This window comes from Rhizobium leguminosarum (genome assembly GCF_002953715.1).
Lineage (GTDB): Bacteria > Pseudomonadota > Alphaproteobacteria > Rhizobiales > Rhizobiaceae > Rhizobium > Rhizobium leguminosarum_V.
Map to the genome: position 1 here is coordinate 628,234 of NZ_CP025013.1, position 17,151 is coordinate 645,384.

Here is a 17,151-nt window from a genome sequence, read left to right on the forward strand (position 1 = left end):
TCGGGACAATGCGCATCATCACCGGCTGGCTGGGGTTCGATGGCTGCGAGGAGTTCTGTCAATGCTCCAAAGTGCTCCCGCGCCGTCCTCAGTACATCAGCGCCGGCAATAGGAAGATCGATGACGGCTTCAAGCGCACGAACGACACGGCGGGCAGCTCGGCGGATTTCACGAGAAGACATATCGGATTTCAGGATCTCCGTCGCCAGGATGAATTTGGCGCGGTAGCTCGTCGCGTTCTGGGAGGAGAGCTGCCATTGGCGGTAAATCTGTTGCATCTCGTGTTAACGCGTCAGCTGCCGAAAACGTCGCTCATCATCTGCAAACACAGTGAATCGCATTTTAACTAAAACTTAAGCGTAAGTTAGCAGAGTCTTATTAAACTGTTGCGCTTGGAGGCCGGCGCTCGCATTGTTTCAGTGCCCTTCTAATAGCCAGATAGGGCGACGGCCGCCGCGGGCACGCCTCGATGAGAATCCCGTCACATAGGAAGTCGAAACGTGCCGTGTCCGCCGGACGGCTGGGCGCCAGTTCGCCAGCCTACGGCGTCTGGGTGTCCGGGAGATTTCGCTTCGAGTCGCGGACGCCCTGTGCTGACACGAAGCATCAATCACCGCCACGAATGACATGAGTTCCATAAATGTGGTTATGCGTTATGTTATAGCATAACAGAACATTCGATTTCCAATATCGTGGGCGTCTATGCGACCAACGAAAGCGCCCGATCAAGCCATCCAGGCAAACCGATTAGGTATGTGGCTTGACAAGTTGGCACCCAAAACGGGATTCGGGAGAATCCAGCAAACGTTTTATAAGAAGCGTGTTTATCGGTGAGGTCGCTGGACCTCTCGGCCTGCCGCGATCCCAACATTCCTTAACCGGGAACGTTGTCAGGCTAGGTCGTGTTTCGCCAGCATATCGGCTACGCAATTGACCAGTCGATTGTTCGATCCCCTTCAAGAGCTACGTTTTGGCAGGCCGCTGCGCATCGAAGGCACAGTTCGTTTTAAACGCCGACGATGATTGGTCTCGCTTATGTAAGTTTCGGATGCAAGATCACTGAGGTATCTTACGATGGGATCGCTCCGCCGGGATTTTCCTCTGACCTGAGTCCGAATTTCCCTCCAGTTTTCGGGGATCAGGGCATGAACGTCCATTACAATCGCAGCTCCTGTCGGCGCGCCTGACGGGTCTCATAAACCAAATACTTGGATCGTTCGAGACCGGCAGGCGCGGAACGTTGAAAGCGGCCGCGATAGTGGTTAGGGCTCACTCCGATCGTTCGCGTAAAGGCGCGGCGCATCGCATTGACGTCGGTAAAGCCGCACATGGCGGCGATCTTCTGCAGCGGCTGGGCGGTATCCTCCAGCAGACGGCGGGCAGCGTCGGTTCGCGCTGCCGTGACGAAATCAGCCGGTGTCATGCCGAGCTCACGGCGAAATACTCGGGCAAAATTGCGTTTGCTCATGCCGATCTTCTGCGCAAGATCATCGACGGCGAGCGGAGCGCCGAGATTTGCTAGCACATATTCCTGCGCCTTCTGGATCAGCGTCGTTTCCGACATCTGGCCGACGAGGTGGGCGCTGAACTGCGATTGTCCTCCGGGACGCTTCATGAACATCACCATGTAGCGGGCGACGATCATCGCAATGTCGCGCCCGTGATCCTCTTCGACCAGCGAGAGCGCCAGATCGATGCCCGAGGTGACGCCCGCCGCCGTGATGAGCGCGCCGTCGCGAATATAGATCGCGTCGGGATCGAGATCGATCGCCGGAAAGTCTCTGGCGAACTTGTCAGCACATTCCCAATGCGTCGTCACCTTCTTTCCCTCGAGCAGCCCCGCCGCCGCGAGCAGGAACACGCCCGTACAGATCGACCCGAAGCGCCGCACCGTTGGCACCCGCCGCTGCAGCCATGCAATGACGTCCGAATCGATCGTCTGGAATGATGGGTCGCCGGCGACAAGCAGCGTGTCGATCGGCTCGTCCGGGTCGAAGATCGTCCGGTCGGCCAGGAACCGAAGCTGGCCCGTTCCGCTCACGGACGGCGCTCCCGTCGACATGATCTGTATGTCGTATGCGTCCATATCGCCAAGCCTTCGGGCGGCTTCCCAGAAGACCTCGGCGGGACCGACGATATCCAGAGACTGGACCCCGGGAGGGGAAAGAATAACGATGCGCATTGCCTTGACCCCTGTTGCGATGCGGATCCGGAAATGCCCGCATCTTCAAACCATGCAATTAGCCTGCCAGCTCACGAAAGACCGCGGCGGATCTGCCGGCTGTCGAGATGGAAATTCCAATGTGCCGGCGCCTCACTCGCCTCGATCTTCTGCCGGGCGGCGCCGAGCAAGGCAGCGGCGTTCTGCCTGGCGAAGGTGAGGCATTCGTCCGGTGAAAGCCTGGGACCGAGCAATGTCCGCAGCGCAAGCCGGTGGATGAAGCATTGGCCGCCATTGCCGGCGGCAAACTGGAGTGCGTCGATATCCTCGCGCCATATGAGGTGCAACTCTTCCACCCTATGCCTCGAAACGCCGGAAGAACGTGCCCGTCAGCGATCCAAGCAGCGCCCAGAAGACGAGGCTGGTCATGGCGGCGGCAGCGATGAACTGATGCTCCAGCGCTTCGGGAGCGAGCGGATGCTGGCCCTCGGGCGCAGCCGGCGCACCGATCACATGCGGAGCAGCGATCAGCACGATGGCAGCGACCGCTGTCCATGGCTTCCTGTGAAAGGCGATCAGGGCAAGGCCGCAGGCCGTCGCAGCGGCCGTCGCTATCCACCAGACCTGCCGGTCGGCAAGCGGCGCCGATGGCGTGCCCGGCAGTTCGGGCGGCAATCCCAGCATCGGCGCGATCATCACGCAGACAAACCCTGCCAGTCCCCACATCAACCCCTCACGCCAGCCGAGCGCCTTGCCGCGCATCGAGATCAACCCGGTCAGCGCCAGCGCATAGCCGATGGCGGTGAGAATATTGGCGGCCAGCGTGAAGGCCGTCCGCTCGAGACCATCGGCAGGCTCCCAACCTCCCTCTTCATGATCATGTTCGGCCATCGCCGCATGATCGTGCCCAGCGGGAACGATGGTTGCGATGTCGGCCGGCTGCGTTGTCTCGCCCGCATTCTCATAAACTTCGGCCTGGGCGATGAGCCGGCTCGTGCCGAAGAACTGGACGGTCGTGACAGCGGTTCCAACGATGCTGCCGACGAGCACCGCGGTGAAGACGATCGAGCGAAACAGCGACATTGTCATTTTCCTCTCAGTGGCACGGAAACGCGTTGGCATGGCGTGTGTCATGGGCAGCATTGTGGACGACTTCGATATGCGAGAAGCCGACAAAGCCGACGATCATCAGGCCGAGGCAGGCGGCAATCGCCGACTGAAGCAGCCTGGTCGCGGAGGCCGTGGCAACAGGTGCCGAGGATGAGACGATAGTGGGCGTGGACATCGGAAAACCTTTCAACTTGGCGCGTTCGGCGCCGATAACATGTTGACTGAAGGGCCAGCGCATAACCCCGAAAATCGGAATCGGTTTTCGGAAAGGACTATGCGCCAATTCAAAGTGATAGAGCATTGGCGCGTCCTGGTGGACGCGTGGTGCTCCATGCTGATCAGGCCGCGAAGGCGGCCTTGATCTCGTCTGCGTCGATGACGCCGGATTTCACCACGGCCTTTTCGAGGGCGGCCACGAACTGATCGTAGTAGTTCCAGGAGGATCGATCGACCGGGTGGGCGGCCTCCCAGGCGCCGATCGCGCCGATCAGCTCGTCCCGGAACTCGTCCCATTCGAAGAAGCCGTCCTTAGCGAGCGCAAGCGCCATGCCGAAGGCCTTTCGCTCCCACTCACTGCCGAAGCAAAGCGAGCCGTTCGCCCGCGGCGGATTGTCGGTGCTGCCCATCATCTCGGTGACGGCGAAATGCTCGAATTGCGTCAGCACGGCGCCCTCCTCACGCTGCCCTGGCGACGGCGACACCCATCATCGCTTCCGGGGTGACAAGGGCCTCGAGTTCGGCTTCGGAAAGCCCATCCGTGCCGGCCGGGCGTTCCGGCACGACGAACCAGCGGATCTGGGCGCTGGAATCCCAGACCTTGATCTCGACCGCATCGGGAACCGCGAGCCCGAACTCCGTCAGCACGGCGCGCGGCTCGCGGGCGGCGCGGCTGCGGAAGGTCGGGTCCTTGTACCAGTAGGGCGGCAGGCCGAGCACCGGCCAGGGATAGCAGGAGCACAGCGTGCAGATGATGAGGTTATGGACATCGGGGGCGTTGGCCACCGCGCGCATGTGCTCGCCCTCGGCGCCCGCCATGCCTTCGGGCAACTGAAGCTCGGCGATGGCCTTTGGCGTGTCGGCGACGAGCCTGTCCTTGAACTTGGGGTCGACCCAGGCGCGCGCGACGATCTTTGCGCCGTTGAACGGCCCCATCTTGGTCTCGAAGAAATCGAGGACGGTATCGACGGTTTTGTCGGTGATCACGCCCTTCTTGATCAGCAGGGCTTCCAGGGCTTTGACGCGGGCGGCACTGTAGGCTTCCCGGTCCTCGCGATAGTGAAAACGGTCCATCATTGTTGTTCGCTCCTTGACTAGCGGCTCAGGCGGCCTTCGAGGCTTCGGCGGCTTCCGGTGCCTCGACATAGTGTGCGTAGAGATCGGCGTAGAGGCTGAAGTTCCCCTCGGCATTGTCAGGCCAGAGGTCGCTCGGTTCGAAGCGAACGCAGTAGACCGGCATCGCCGCGCCGACGCCGTCGGGGCCGGTGTCGCAAAGATAGGTGTAAGCGCCGTCATAGACGGTCTCGATCGTTCCGAACTTGTTGCGGAGAAAGCCGGGCAGCCTCGTATGCTCGACGGTCGGCACATTGCGGATCGCCACCGTATCGCCGACCTTGAATTCGAAGGTCACGGCGACGTCGCGCTTGGGGCTGTCGCCTTCGACAAGATATTGCACGACGCGCTGGTCGATCGCCTCATCGCCGGCTTCGGGCAGCGGCTTCGACGGCTCGTTGTAATATTCCTCAGTCAGCGCATCGAGCTCTTCGGCGGTGATGTAGCCGTTGTCGACGAAGTATCCCGATATCCCGCCGAGCCACTTCTCGTAATAGCGAAACTTGAAGTAATCGAAGGGATTGAGGGACTCCGCCCCCTTCCTGAGATCCGCCCAGGTCCAGATGGTCTTGAATGTCGACGGCGTCTCGGGAAGCGGAAGCTGCGGCGAAAGGGCCATCATCGCCGTATGGATGCCGAAGATCCTGGTCTCCCAGACATCGACAAAGATGCGCGTTTCGGTGCTCACGGGACCCAGCCCCTCGAGGCCCCCAAGATAGTGCTGAAGTTTCATCGGATCGTTCCTTTATGAAGTGACGACGGAGGTGATCAGGCGGTCGCGGATTTCTTGCCGGCCAGAAGATGGGTTCCGATTTCCGAGATCAGGCCGAAGACACCGCCGAGCAGCATCGCCGCCATGGCGACGAGGGTCGGATGATTGAGACCTGCGGTGACGATCGTCGTGTCCGTTGCCGCGCTGGTGCCAACGAGCGAAGCGAAGCCGAAGACGATCGCCGGAGGAAAGCTCAGGATCGGGATGGCCGAGACAAGGATCATTGCCGCCGTGCCGGCGCCGACCAGGATCGCGGCGAAGATCGGATGGGCCGGGCCATATTGGATGATCAGCAGGGTGATCGAGGCGATTCCGATGCCGGTCCAGTTGGAGACGATCGATTTGACCAGTCCCTGATTTCCACCGCCGCAGGCGAAGAACGAAGCCCAGGCGATGAAGGTGACCCACACGGGAACGGGAAATATCGTCGCGGTGATATAGGTGTCGATGGCACCGAGCACACCGAGGCTGATCATTGCGGCAACGAGCGGGGGCATGGGTCTGTCTCCTTGTTGAGGGTTGGGCGGATGCGGATCAGGACGCCAGCGCGCGGGGCTGGCTGAGGCAGCTCATGAAGCCGTCGCGAAGCATCGCTTCGTCGAGGTTCCTACCGATGAAAACGATTTCGTTAAGCCGCGTTTCCGAAAGTGCCCAGGCTTTCCCCGGGCGTCCTTCGAGTGTCATGTGCACGCCGTGAAAGACATAGCGGCGCTGTTCGCCTTGAAAGTGCAGCACGCCCTTCATGCGGAAAAGGTCCGAGCCGATCTCCTGAACCAGGCGATTGAGCCAGATGCTCAGTGCCGCCGGATCGAGCGGACCGAATTCCTGGATCGCCACGCAGCCGATGCTCTGGTCGTGGTCGTGTTCAAGGTCCTTGAGTATATCGGGATCGATCGCCAGGATGTTCTTGAGATCGAAGGCACCGACGTCGAGCACCGCGGAGAGTTCGACCTTGCAATCGCTCGTTCGGATGATCCGGGCGAGCGGATTGATCCCGCGCAGATGCTGCTCGGTGGCGGCCAGATCCTCGGCACTCTCCAGATCGATCTTGTTGAGCAGCAGCACGTCTGCGAAGCTGATCTGCTCCATCGCCTCGTCCTGTGAAAGCTGCTGCTTCACGTGGCGGGCGTCGACAACCGTCACGATCGCATCGAGCTGCAGCCGTTCGGCGAGCGTTTCGTCGAGAAGGAAGGACTGGATGACGGGCGCCGGATCGGCAAGACCCGAGGTCTCGATGATGATGCGGTCGATCGGCCGGCCGGAGCGCAGCAGTTCGCCGATCGCGGAGATGAGATCGCCTCTCACGGTGCAGCAGATGCAGCCATTGTTCAGCTCGATGATCTCGTCGGTCGTCGGCACGACAAGCTTTCCGTCGATGCCGACCTCGCCGTACTCGTTGACGATCACCGCCACGCGCTCGTTTCCGATCAAGGTCAGTAGGTGATTGAGAAGCGTGGTCTTCCCGGCCCCGAGGAACCCGGTCAGAATTGTCGTCGCAAGCTTTGTCATGGCCTCATCCCTCGGCGTTCGGACGCGCCTACCGTCCCAGTCGGCTGACCGAGGCGAGAAGGCGGCTATGTTACTGTTTGCGGGTCCGATGCTGCGTAGGTCTCGATCGGATGAGAGGAATTACAATGGTAATTCCGCAAGGAGGCAATAGGGCCGACGTCTCATATTCGGCCAAAGAAATTGCAAAAACTGCCAAAATGATAGGCGTTTTGTGAGATGATCAATAATTGTGCAGATCGTCTATTAATTGATCTTATTGCAACATTTTTCCATCATGGGCGAGTTTGGCTCGAAGCAGATCCGCCCTCGCGGTCAAGCCCACGAGCAAGTACCTAGGCGGTTGGTGCCGTGTTGTAGTCATGTGACCGAGCGGCGGTCATTCGGGGTCCAGGGCGGTGGAAAATCGAGAGCCTGGTCGAGCTGCTTGTCGGGTCGGAAGCCAAGCCTTTTTTCAGTGCGCTTCGGATAGGGTTTGTGGTTGCCGGATGGACGGAAGCCCATGGGGGATACAATTTGACGCCGACGAAGCCGTGCTCCGTTAGAGCTCTCCTAGCGGTCACGAGCGAACTTACCGTTCCCTTGATGTTCGCACGGAAGGCAACTTCGCGCAGCGGGTCGAAGCCGATATAACCATGAACTGCCGGCCGATCCCCTGATCTGCGGGAGATGTAGTCCATCACCTCCATTTGTTTGGCGAGAGGCGTTCTCACATCTTCGAAGAGCCACTCGTCGTAGTCGACCAGAAGCGGCGTTAACATTACTGGCTCAAATCCTTGTCGGCGTGCGTCAGCGACGAGTTGATCCACCAGAACATGGCGATAAAGACGGAATAGACTGAACCATTCGAGGTAACGGCTGAACATGCCAAGGTCGACGAAAGCACGCGCACTTGCAGCCCGAGCTTCGTTCATGGTCAGGGGAGCAACTGCGCTCGCGCGTGCTGTCCCAGGCTTGCCTCCGATGACGAAGTCCAGAAACTTCGTTTCTCCGCTTTCCGGTGGAGCGGCATCATGCTCCCCAGCGGTTCCCATGGTCGCAGGACCCCGGTTGCGGCTGCGCCTGTCAATCTCGAGGAGAAATCCTGCCATATCCTCGATGGCAGCCTGGCGCGCCTGCTCTCGATTTGCCGCAGTTCTTTCCGGATGAACCTTGTTCGTCAGCACACGGATTTCCTGATCAGCGTCAGGTGCTGTGTTGGTTCCGAGGAGGCGCAAGGCCAATTCGATAGCGACATCTATTGCGTCGGGATCCCATACCCCCATGACATGGAAGGACTGCTCAGGGTAGTTTTCGAAAACAACTTGCCGCAGGAAGCGGGTGGTGGGTAGGTCGGAAGCGTTGAATAGATGACAATGAGCGTCGATAAGAGGCTGCCCCTTGCCGGGCGCGGTCGGCGTTGCATTGTCACTCGTGCATCCTGTCGAAAGCGCAGCTCCGAATAACGCGCTCTGTCGCAGGAAATCTCTTCGCAGCATGAATGGCTCCCCCTCAGAAGTCCGGACATGCAACCACAGGGTCAGCGGCTTTGCAACCGCTGGCAATAAAGAGGCAGGACGCCCAGCACGAGGCACTTTTTTACCAAGCGACTTCGTAGATCCTCGCGGCATCCGACAGCGACACCGTGCGCGGATTGTTGACCAGCAAGCGGATCTGTTCCATCGCACTTTCCGCTAGCAGGGGAAGCCCGTCCTTGGGAATTCCGACATCGCGCAGGCGTATGGGCAGGTTGAGGCGCACGGGCAGTATTGCCAATCCTTCGATGAAACCGGAAAGCCGTTCGGCCTGACCGGCAGGCTCAAGGTGAGGAAAGAGGCAAGGTGCCAGTTCCGCATAGGCATCACCACACACCGTCGCGTTGAAGCGCAGGACATGCGGAAGGACCAGACTATTGGAAAGGCCGTGCGCAACGTGATAGCGGCCACCGATCGGGTAGGCGAGAGCATGGACGGCAGCGACCGGCGAATTGGCAAAGGCCTGACCGGCCAACATCGCGCCGAGCAGCATCGCCTGTCGGGCGGCCAGATCGGTTCCTTTCATCACGGCGATCTCGATATTTGCCCCGAGTAGCCGAAGAGCCTCCTTGGCAAGGGTCCGGGAAACCGGATTGTTGTTTTCACTCGCGGAGGTAAAGGCCTCGATGGCGTGCACCATGGCGTCAATCCCCGTTGCGGCCGTCACGGCCGGAGGAAGGCCGAGGGTCAACTCCGCATCGAGAAGTGCCGCATCCGGCAGTAGCACCGGCGATACGACGCCTTTTTTCTCGTATGCGCCCGTGGTGACAATGGAAATCGGTGTGACTTCGGAGCCGGTGCCTGCTGTTGTGGGCACCAGCACCAACGGCAAGCGCTGCCCGCTTACTTTGCCCACTCCATAGATATCCTCGAGTGCTTCGCCGCTTCTGCAGAGCAGAGCCACAAGTTTTGCCACATCGAGCGACGAGCCGCCGCCAATGCCAAGTACACCCGTGGCGCCGAAACCGATCGCCTCCGCCATAGCCGCATGAATGATGGCTTCCGGCGGATCGGCGACAACGCTGGTGAAGATCGATACTTCAGCGCCGCCGTCCGCAAGGCTTGCCAGGGCCGGCTGAACGAGCCCCGCTTTGACGACCCCTTCGTCCGAAATCACCATGACGCGGGGCCCAAGTCGGGTTTTCGTCAGCTCCGAAAGCCTCGCGATGCAGCCCGGTCCCGCGATGATCTGCGGGACGGTCGCGAATGTGAATGTGTACATCTTGCCGGTCTCTCACTGATGCCATTTGACGAGTGGCTGATAGTGATGCGGCTGGCGCATGACGACAAGATCCTTTCGCCGGACGATGTTCGTCGGATACGGCGTATCGAGATTGGTGGTGTCGACGGCTGCCGCCGCAATCCCGTCCTCGTCCAGGATTGCCGATTCCTGGCGCGGAAAGGCAAAGGAATCCGGCCCGAATACCGCACTTTTGCCCAGGTATCCCCGCGCCGCATCCAAGACGTTGGCGAAGGCGAAATAGAGGTTGTTCTCGCCACCGCGCACGCGCAACGCATGCCAGTGATAGGGATCGGCGCCCTTGGGGATCGGATAGTTATGCGGAATTTTCGTGCCGTTGTGGCTGCCGGTGAAAGTGCCTGCTATGGCTGATGGGCAAGCGACCACGTCGCATCCCATCAGCGCGAGCGAACGGATGGCTTCCGGATAGAGCGCGTCATGGCCGATCGCCAGGCCGACGCGGCCGATGGCAAGATCGTAGACTTTCCATTCGTCACCGGCCGTCGCCCAGCTGTCGGCAATGCCGAGATGCGTCTTGCGATAGCTGCCCACGAGCCCCTCGGGGCCAGCGAGAACAGCGCTGTTGTAGACCTTGTCCCCGTCCTCTTCGGCAAATCCGGCGACAAGATAGAAACCGAGCTTCATCGCCAGGCGAACGAAGGTCGATACCGTCAGGCCCGAGAGCGGTTCCGCCCGACCTTGCGGGGCCTCCAGTCCGGTCAGCGACAGTTCCGGGAAAACCAGAATATCCGGTGCTGTCGTTGCCTTCGCCTCGGCTGCCAGATCGGCGATGCGGGCGAGATTGTCGGCGACGACGGAGGTGGGGGCGAACTGGGCGACGGCGGCGCGGGATGCGCGTCCTCGCGGGATCGGCTGGTAGCCATAGAGACGGAAGTAATCGCCCGGATTCCAGGTGAAGCTGTTGGTCATCATGTTCATGTAGAGCTCGGGCCGGCGGGACTCAAACACTGGTTCGCACAGGACCTCGCGGCGGCGGGCAAGAGCGAGATCGATAGTGCCATAGGCGATCCCGTCGCCCGTATCGATGGATGCGGCGACCCTGCCGTCGGGATCGATCACGCAACTTCCGCCGGAAAACTGCACGGTTCTCTCCAGCCCCCAACGGTTGCTTTCGATGACATAGCAGGCGTTTTCGAAGGCGCGATTGATCCAATAGGGGGCCGGCGTGCGCTCCTGCAGCCAGTTGGAAATATGGCAGATGATGTCGGCGCCCGCGAGAGCCTCCAGGCGCGCCGTCTCGAAGAAGTGCAGATCCATGCAGACCAGCATCGCGATCCGGCCGATCTCCGTTTCGAAGACCTCGTGGACGATGTCGCCGTTGGCGGCCCATTTCGGCTCCGCGATATAGGGATGCGATTTGCGATGCCGGCCAACGACGCCGTCTGGGCCGATGAGGACGGCGGTATTGTAATAGAGTTCGCTTGCCGGGTCGACTTCCGGCATGCCGACGACGATATAGCAGCGGTGTTTGCTGGCGATGGCCTGGAAAACATCCGTGGTCGGTCCGGGGATAGTCTCGACGAAAGGTTTCACCTCGGCCCTGTCGAACCAGCAATAGCCGGTCGTGCCCATTTCGGGAGTAACAATCAGGCGTGCACCTGCCTCCGCTGCCTCTTCGCAAAGGGCTGCCAGCCGGCTGATATTGCGCGCCTTTTCGAACATGGTCGGTTCGAACTGGATGGTGGCCGCGGTGTAGCTTTGTGTCGATGTCATGGTTGTTCCCATTGTCTCTATGAAAGGATATCGGTCTGTTTCAGACAGCCATATGCCGATGAACAAGCGCGTCGGAGAGCGTGTCGATGGCGCCGGCCGCGACCACGCCTCCCTTCTCCAGCATTGCGAACTGGTGAGACGCGTGCCGCGCAAATGCGACGTTCTGCTCAACGAGGATGATCGTCATGCCGATCTCGCGATTGAGCCGGATGATGATTTTTTCGATCTCCTCGACGATGGATGGCTGAATGCCTTCGTTCGGTTCGTCGAGAAGAAGCACCTTGGGGTTGGCGGCCAGCGCGCGGGCGATGGCGAGCTGCTGCTGCTGGCCGCCCGAAAGCACGCCGCCCGGCCGATCGAGATTGGCCATCATGTACGGAAAAAGCTCTGGCACCAGCGCAGGAATCTCGCGTTTGCCATCGGAGCGGGCAAAGGCGCCCATCAGGATATTCTCGCGGATGGTAAAATCGGGAATGATCTCCCTGCCCTGGGGGACGTAGGCAATACCGGCCCTTGCCCTTTCATGCGTTGGGGACGCGGCCATGTCCTTTCCTTGCAGACGCATCTCGCCCGTCATGCGGTCGGTCAATGCCATCAGGGTTTTCAACAGGGTCGTCTTGCCGGTGCCGTTGCGGCCGAGAATGCTCGTCACCTTGCCGGCCGGAATCTCGAGCGTGACGCCGTGCAGGATATGGCTGCGGCCGTAATAGCTGTGCACGTCTTTCAACGACAGCATCAGGATATTCCTTTCGAACCGAGATAGGCTTCACGGACTTTCGGATTGCGCTCGATATCTTCGACGCTTCCTTCCGCCAGAACCTCTCCGAGATGGAGAACGGTGATGCGCTCGGCGATTTCGCGAACGAACCCCATGTCGTGTTCGACGACGAGAATCGTATGGCGACCTTTGAGATTGTTGATGATCTGGGCCGTCTTGCGGGTTTCCGCCTGGGTCATCCCGGCTGTTGGCTCGTCGAGCAGAACCACCTTGGGATCCTGAACGATGAGCATGCCGAGCTCCAGCCACTGTGTCTGGCCGTGGCTCAAATAGGCGGCCGTCATGCCGTGCTCGGCATCGAGGCCGATGAGGGCAAGGACGTCGTCGACGCGGTTTGCCTCCGCTCGTGAGAAGCCGAAGCGAAGATTGGCGAGCACCGAAGGATTGCGGCAATTGGCGACCTCGAGATTCTGCCGCACGGTAAGGTCGCGAAAGACGCTGGGGATCTGGAATTTCCGGCCTATGCCGGCGCGTGCGATGCGGTGTTCGGGCCAGTTGGTGATGTCGGTGTCGTAAACGAAGACCTTGCCCTGCGTACTGTGGGTCTTGCCGCTGACCAGATCCATCAAGGTCGTCTTGCCGGCGCCGTTTGCGCCAAGCAGCACACGAAGCTCGCCGTCGAAGACGGTGATGCTGACGTTGTTGACGGCGCGGAAGCCGCCGAAATCGACGCTGAGACCATCGATGGTCAATGCGATGGCGGTCATATCACAATGCCTCGCTTTGTTGCTGCAACGATGAAGATGCGGCGCCTGGTTTGAGCCGGCGGATAAACTGCCGCAGCACATCATGCGCAAGGCCGCCGAGGCCACGCGGCATGAACAGAACGACCAGCACGAAGATGAGACCGATGATCGCTTTCCACGCCTCGACCAGCGCTTCGGTTTCGCTGACCTCAGCCTCGATCATGTTGATCAGGATCGCGCCGATGCAGGCGCCAAGCAGGGAGGAGCGGCCGCCGACGGCAGCCCACACCACCATCGTCACGGAAAAGGACAGGTCCATGAACGTCGGAGACGCAAACTCTGCGACGACCACGTAGAGCATGCCGGCAACGCCGGCGATCCCCGCCGAAATCACGAAGAAGAACACCTGGTAGAGCGAGACATCGAAGCCGAGATAGCGGGCGCGCACATGATCGTCGCGGATCGCCTGCAGGATCATGCCCGCGCGGGTTTCAACGATGAGACGGGCACCGATGAGCGTCAGCGACAGGCATGCTGCACACAGATAATAGGTCGCCCGGCTATAGGGATCGAATTCGATGCCGCCGATCGTCAGCCAGCCAAGATCGGTCAGGCCGTTGAACCCGTTTGTCACCGGTTGCGCATCGACCATGACGAGACGGACAAGCAGAACGAGCGCCAGCGTGATGATCGAGACGAAAACACCGGAAATGCGCTTGCGGAAAACCAGCATGCCGAGTGCACCGGCAATCACCACCGGAAGCGCGATGCCGAGCACAAGCCCCACCGACTGGCTTTGAAACGGAAGCCAGAGGAAGGAGCCCTTGTTGATGCAGCAAAGCTCCGTCGGCGCGCCGGGCTCGGCATTCCAGAGCATGAAATCAGGAACCGGCTTGTCGGAGCCCTGTTGGAGACTGGTCAGGCTCGACAGCTTCAGCGACATGGCCAGCATGTATGCGCCGAGACCGAAAAACAGTCCCTGGCCGAGATTGAGAATACCGGCATATCCCCATGTGAGCGCGATGGCGACGCCCAGCATGCCGTAGACCAGGTATTTCGAAATGCGGTTCAGCCAGAATTCGTCGCCAAAAACGGGCGCTGCAAAAATCACAGCGATGAAGAGGACATAGGCGGCGACCTGGAATTTCCGTTCAATGCTCATCTCAGCGCCCCTTGAACGAGAACAGCCCGCTGGGCTTGACGAGAATGACGAGAATGACGACCCCGAACACGACGGCACGCGCCAGGATGTCGTTGGTGCCGATGGCTACCAGCGCATTGATCTCGCCGAGCAGCCCTGACGACAGGATGGTGCCGAAAAGGCTGCCGACCCCGCCGGTGACGACGACCATGAAGCCGTCGACGACCATCGTCGTGCCCATGTCGGGAAAGACCGTCTTGAAGCCGGACATCATGACGCCGGCGACGCCGGCAAGGCCGGAACCGAAAGCAAATGTCATGGCGTTGACGCGTTTCACGTCGATGCCGCAGGCTGCCGCCATTTTCGGGTTCCGGATGATGGCGCGAACCTGCATGCCGGCCGCCGTCCGGTAGAGAATGAACCATGTCGCCAGTGTCAGCGCCACGGTAACGGCAATGATGAAGGTGCGGTAGGCGTTGATGTCAGCGCCGGCGAGCCTGAACGTGCCCTGCAGGTAGGCAGGCACCGCGACGTTCTGCAGGCCTGCCCCAAGACCTTCGACATGAATGCCGAAAAAGGACAGGCCGAATTCGAGCCGCACGGCCTGCTGCAGGAGGATGGCGATCCCCCAGGTGGCGAGAAGCGTGTCCAGCAGACGGCCATAAAGCCGCCGGACGACCACCCGCTCGATCAGCAGGCCGAGCAGGGCCGTCACGACGAAGGCCAGCGGGATCGCAAGCAGAAGGCTTGCTTTCAGCCAGATGCCGGAGAGGACGGCGACATAGGCGCCGATCATGACCATCTCGCCATGGGCCATGTTGATGACGCCCATGGCGCCGTAGGTGATGGCAAGGCCGAGCGCCACCAAAAGAAGGATCGAGCCGAGACTGAGGCCGATAAAGAGAATGTCGAGCATAACGCCACCGTTCGTGAGAAGGGCGGGCCGAACTCTGCTGCGCCTTGGCCATCCTGAAGCCAGGATGACAGCTCGCGGAAGAAGAGGGGAGGCCCGCCTTAACGAGACATGATCCCGCCATCCATAGATGGCGGGACGACGCGGGGAGGGGTCAGCCCTTGAGCTTTGCGGCGTCGAGACCGTTGCTGGTGCAGAAAAGATTGCTCTCCGTCTCGCCATAGGCCGAATAGGGCAGGGGCTTGATCGGCGCCGGGTAGGCGTTCACCACCTTGCTCTGGCCGTCCGCCTGCCATTGCCCGATGCGCGGCGTCAGCCAGCAATGCAGGTTGTCGGGGTCGGTGGTCACCTTGCCGCCGGGTGCTTCGTATGTCTGGCCGCGAATGCCGGACCTGATCGCATCAGCCGAAAGATCTCCGGATTTTTCGACGGCCTGTTTCCACAGGAAGACCTGGAAATAAGCAGCTTCGAGAGAGTGGTAAGTCACGGCCTTCGGATCGTTGACGAACGTCCTGAAGCGATCGATGAAGCTCTTGTTCGCCGGTGTGTCGATCGACATGAAATAGGGGAAGGAAGTGTAGCTTCCGGCCGCATATTCGGCGCCCATCGCCGCGATCTCGATTTCGGAGGTGACCGTCGCGCAGATCGGCAGAACCTCCTGCGAGAGCCCCTGGTTCTTGAACTCGCGGTAGAAGGCGATGATGGAGTCGCCGACCACGTTGGACAGAACCACGTCGGCGCCGGATTCCTTGATCTTGCTGACCATGACGGCCCATTCCGAATGGCCAAGTTCCAGATATTCGTCCGCTACCCACTCGGCGCCGGCTGCCTCGATCAGCTTCTTGGAAACCTTGGCCATTTCGCGCGGATAGACATAGTTCGAGCCGACGATGAAGAATTTTTTCTTGCCCAGTTTCTCGACGATCCAGGGAATGTAGTTGGAGAGCTGCTGGTTCGGAACGGCGCCCGAATAGATGACGTTGCGTGAGCACTCGAAGCCTTCGTAGTGCGTCTGGTAGAAGAGCATCGCGCCGCGTCGCTCGAAGATCGGCAGCACGGCCTTGCGGCTGGCAGACGTGTGGCAGCCGAAGACGGTGGAAATCTTGTCCTTGAGGATCAGCTTCGAAGCTTTTTCGCTGAAGGTCTTCGGATCGGAAGCCCCGTCTTCGACGACCACCTCGACCTGGCGGCCGAGAACGCCGCCGGTCGCGTTGATTTCGGCCACCGCCATCATGACACCGTTGGCCAGAAGCTTCTCGGCGACAGAAAGCCCGCCCGTCTGGGAGTAGAGCGCGCCGACCTTGATGGCATCGGCAGCAAAGGCCCGGCTTCCCAGAGCCGGCAGGGCGAGTGCGGCGGAAGCGGTGGCTGCGGTTTTCAGAAATTCACGTCTGTTGAACACCATCTTGGTTCCCCTTTTTTTGATTGGCGCACGCGGCATTGCCCGCCGAACGGCGAGGCTTTCATGCCGAAAAATGGATAGAGGACTGACGTCACTGTCAGCAGACAACAAAAAACCCGCGAGGCTTGTCACAGCCTGCGGGCATCCTTGCCATCACCGCATCACGGCTGCGCCGCGTGCAACAGCGACACATGGCTTCGTCAAACGAAGGGATGTGTCGGAGGTGTTTTGTTCGAAACACGTGAAAAACTAATCATGTTTTTGCGACGGGCGCAAGAGCTGTTCGGCGCTGATAATCGAATTGGCAATTTCATCGATCGGCACGCGCCGAGCCATCGCCTGCTCGCGCATTTCACGATACGCCTCATTCTCGCTGGTGCCGCGATTGGCCATCAGAATGGCTTTGGCCCGGGCAAGTTTCTGGTCTCCCAGTACCTTGCGCTTGTATTTGCGCGCTTCCTTGACCAGCTTTTGCCGCTCCAGCCAGAGGTTGCGGGCGATGGCGAGATTGGTCAGCAGACCAAAGGGTTTGATCGGTCTCTCGACGATGGCGAGTGCTCCGCTTTCCAGAACGATCTGCAACGTCGAGGGGTTTTCGTAACCGACGATGGCAAGCATTGTCGGGGCAGGATTGGGGAAAGACTTCAGCAGGCGTTCGATTTCCGGTCGCGCCTCATCTTCCATCGCAAGGAAGACGACATCCGTGCCGTGCGGCAACTCGGCTGGCACTGGCCAGAGGCAACTAACCGTACAACCGATACGGCGCAGGTGATCCACCAGAAACTCCCCTTCGGATGTCCAGGGATGGATGACCAGAACCTTAAGATCCCGCAAATCTCTGAGAAGGGCGAAAGACATCGTCGCT

Annotated in this window: 19 protein-coding genes; 1 reads left to right on the forward strand and 18 read right to left on the reverse strand. The window is 60.2% G+C overall.

Translation table 11 applies throughout. The features are described from left to right. The first annotated feature begins 8 nt into the window (after window positions 1–8). Window positions 9–350, forward strand: coding sequence for a hypothetical protein (locus CUJ84_RS38060; RefSeq protein WP_155256961.1), 342 nt, complete (start codon window positions 9–11; stop codon window positions 348–350). 806 nt (window positions 351–1,156) lie between these two features. Here CUJ84_RS38060 and CUJ84_RS27380 read toward each other — a convergent pair. From CUJ84_RS27380 to CUJ84_RS27465, 18 genes are all read right to left on the reverse strand, one after another. Then, window positions 1,157–2,182 (reverse strand): GlxA family transcriptional regulator, encoded by a 1,026-nt coding sequence (locus CUJ84_RS27380; protein WP_105008783.1) that lies wholly within the window; start codon window positions 2,180–2,182, stop codon window positions 1,157–1,159. Window positions 2,183–2,253: 71 nt separating this feature from the next. Continuing rightward, window positions 2,254–2,517 (reverse strand): hypothetical protein, encoded by a 264-nt coding sequence (locus CUJ84_RS27385; protein WP_105008784.1) that lies wholly within the window; start codon window positions 2,515–2,517, stop codon window positions 2,254–2,256. Between the two features lies 1 nt (window position 2,518). Next, complete coding sequence (locus CUJ84_RS27390) at window positions 2,519–3,244, reverse strand: CbtA family protein (protein WP_105008785.1); 726 nt, start codon at window positions 3,242–3,244, stop codon at window positions 2,519–2,521. A 13-nt stretch (window positions 3,245–3,257) separates the two neighbouring features. Next, window positions 3,258–3,446, reverse strand: coding sequence for a CbtB domain-containing protein (locus CUJ84_RS27395; RefSeq protein WP_105009193.1), 189 nt, complete (start codon window positions 3,444–3,446; stop codon window positions 3,258–3,260). A gap of 163 nt (window positions 3,447–3,609) precedes the next feature. After that, window positions 3,610–3,936, reverse strand: a complete 327-nt coding sequence (locus CUJ84_RS27400; protein ID WP_105008786.1) for a nitrile hydratase accessory protein — start codon at window positions 3,934–3,936, stop codon at window positions 3,610–3,612. Window positions 3,937–3,946: 10 nt separating this feature from the next. Next, the gene (nthA, locus tag CUJ84_RS27405) at window positions 3,947–4,564 is read right to left on the reverse strand and encodes a nitrile hydratase subunit alpha (RefSeq protein WP_105008787.1); all 618 of its coding nucleotides are present in this window, start codon (window positions 4,562–4,564) and stop codon (window positions 3,947–3,949) included. 25 nt (window positions 4,565–4,589) lie between these two features. Then, window positions 4,590–5,333 (reverse strand): nitrile hydratase subunit beta, encoded by a 744-nt coding sequence (gene nthB / locus CUJ84_RS27410; RefSeq protein WP_105008788.1) that lies wholly within the window; start codon window positions 5,331–5,333, stop codon window positions 4,590–4,592. Between the two features lie 35 nt (window positions 5,334–5,368). Then, window positions 5,369–5,869, reverse strand: coding sequence for a DUF1097 domain-containing protein (locus tag CUJ84_RS27415; protein ID WP_105008789.1), 501 nt, complete (start codon window positions 5,867–5,869; stop codon window positions 5,369–5,371). 37 nt (window positions 5,870–5,906) lie between these two features. Beyond that, the gene (locus CUJ84_RS27420; protein WP_105008790.1) at window positions 5,907–6,881 is read right to left on the reverse strand and encodes a CobW family GTP-binding protein; all 975 of its coding nucleotides are present in this window, start codon (window positions 6,879–6,881) and stop codon (window positions 5,907–5,909) included. Between the two features lie 332 nt (window positions 6,882–7,213). After that, the gene (locus CUJ84_RS27425) at window positions 7,214–8,356 is read right to left on the reverse strand and encodes a hypothetical protein (protein ID WP_105008791.1); all 1,143 of its coding nucleotides are present in this window, start codon (window positions 8,354–8,356) and stop codon (window positions 7,214–7,216) included. 100 nt (window positions 8,357–8,456) lie between these two features. Next, window positions 8,457–9,614: an iron-containing alcohol dehydrogenase gene (locus CUJ84_RS27430; RefSeq protein ID WP_105008792.1), complete on the reverse strand. Its 1,158-nt coding sequence runs from the start codon at window positions 9,612–9,614 to the stop codon at window positions 8,457–8,459. Between the two features lie 12 nt (window positions 9,615–9,626). Next, window positions 9,627–11,378, reverse strand: a complete 1,752-nt coding sequence (locus CUJ84_RS27435) for a nitrilase-related carbon-nitrogen hydrolase (RefSeq protein WP_199788836.1) — start codon at window positions 11,376–11,378, stop codon at window positions 9,627–9,629. 28 nt (window positions 11,379–11,406) lie between these two features. Beyond that, window positions 11,407–12,102 (reverse strand): urea ABC transporter ATP-binding subunit UrtE, encoded by a 696-nt coding sequence (gene urtE, locus CUJ84_RS27440; protein WP_105008793.1) that lies wholly within the window; start codon window positions 12,100–12,102, stop codon window positions 11,407–11,409. Further along, the gene (gene urtD / locus CUJ84_RS27445; RefSeq protein ID WP_105008794.1) at window positions 12,102–12,851 is read right to left on the reverse strand and encodes an urea ABC transporter ATP-binding protein UrtD; all 750 of its coding nucleotides are present in this window, start codon (window positions 12,849–12,851) and stop codon (window positions 12,102–12,104) included. The genes urtE and urtD overlap by 1 nt, the downstream gene beginning before the upstream one ends. 1 nt (window position 12,852) lies before the next feature. Further along, the gene (urtC, locus tag CUJ84_RS27450) at window positions 12,853–13,992 is read right to left on the reverse strand and encodes an urea ABC transporter permease subunit UrtC (RefSeq protein WP_105008795.1); all 1,140 of its coding nucleotides are present in this window, start codon (window positions 13,990–13,992) and stop codon (window positions 12,853–12,855) included. Between the two features lies 1 nt (window position 13,993). After that, complete coding sequence (urtB, locus tag CUJ84_RS27455) at window positions 13,994–14,887, reverse strand: urea ABC transporter permease subunit UrtB (RefSeq protein WP_097622543.1); 894 nt, start codon at window positions 14,885–14,887, stop codon at window positions 13,994–13,996. A gap of 151 nt (window positions 14,888–15,038) precedes the next feature. After that, complete coding sequence (locus CUJ84_RS27460) at window positions 15,039–16,289, reverse strand: transporter substrate-binding domain-containing protein (RefSeq protein WP_105009195.1); 1,251 nt, start codon at window positions 16,287–16,289, stop codon at window positions 15,039–15,041. A gap of 246 nt (window positions 16,290–16,535) precedes the next feature. Continuing rightward, window positions 16,536–17,144, reverse strand: a complete 609-nt coding sequence (locus CUJ84_RS27465) for an ANTAR domain-containing response regulator (protein ID WP_105008796.1) — start codon at window positions 17,142–17,144, stop codon at window positions 16,536–16,538. Window positions 17,145–17,151: the final 7 nt, after the last annotated feature.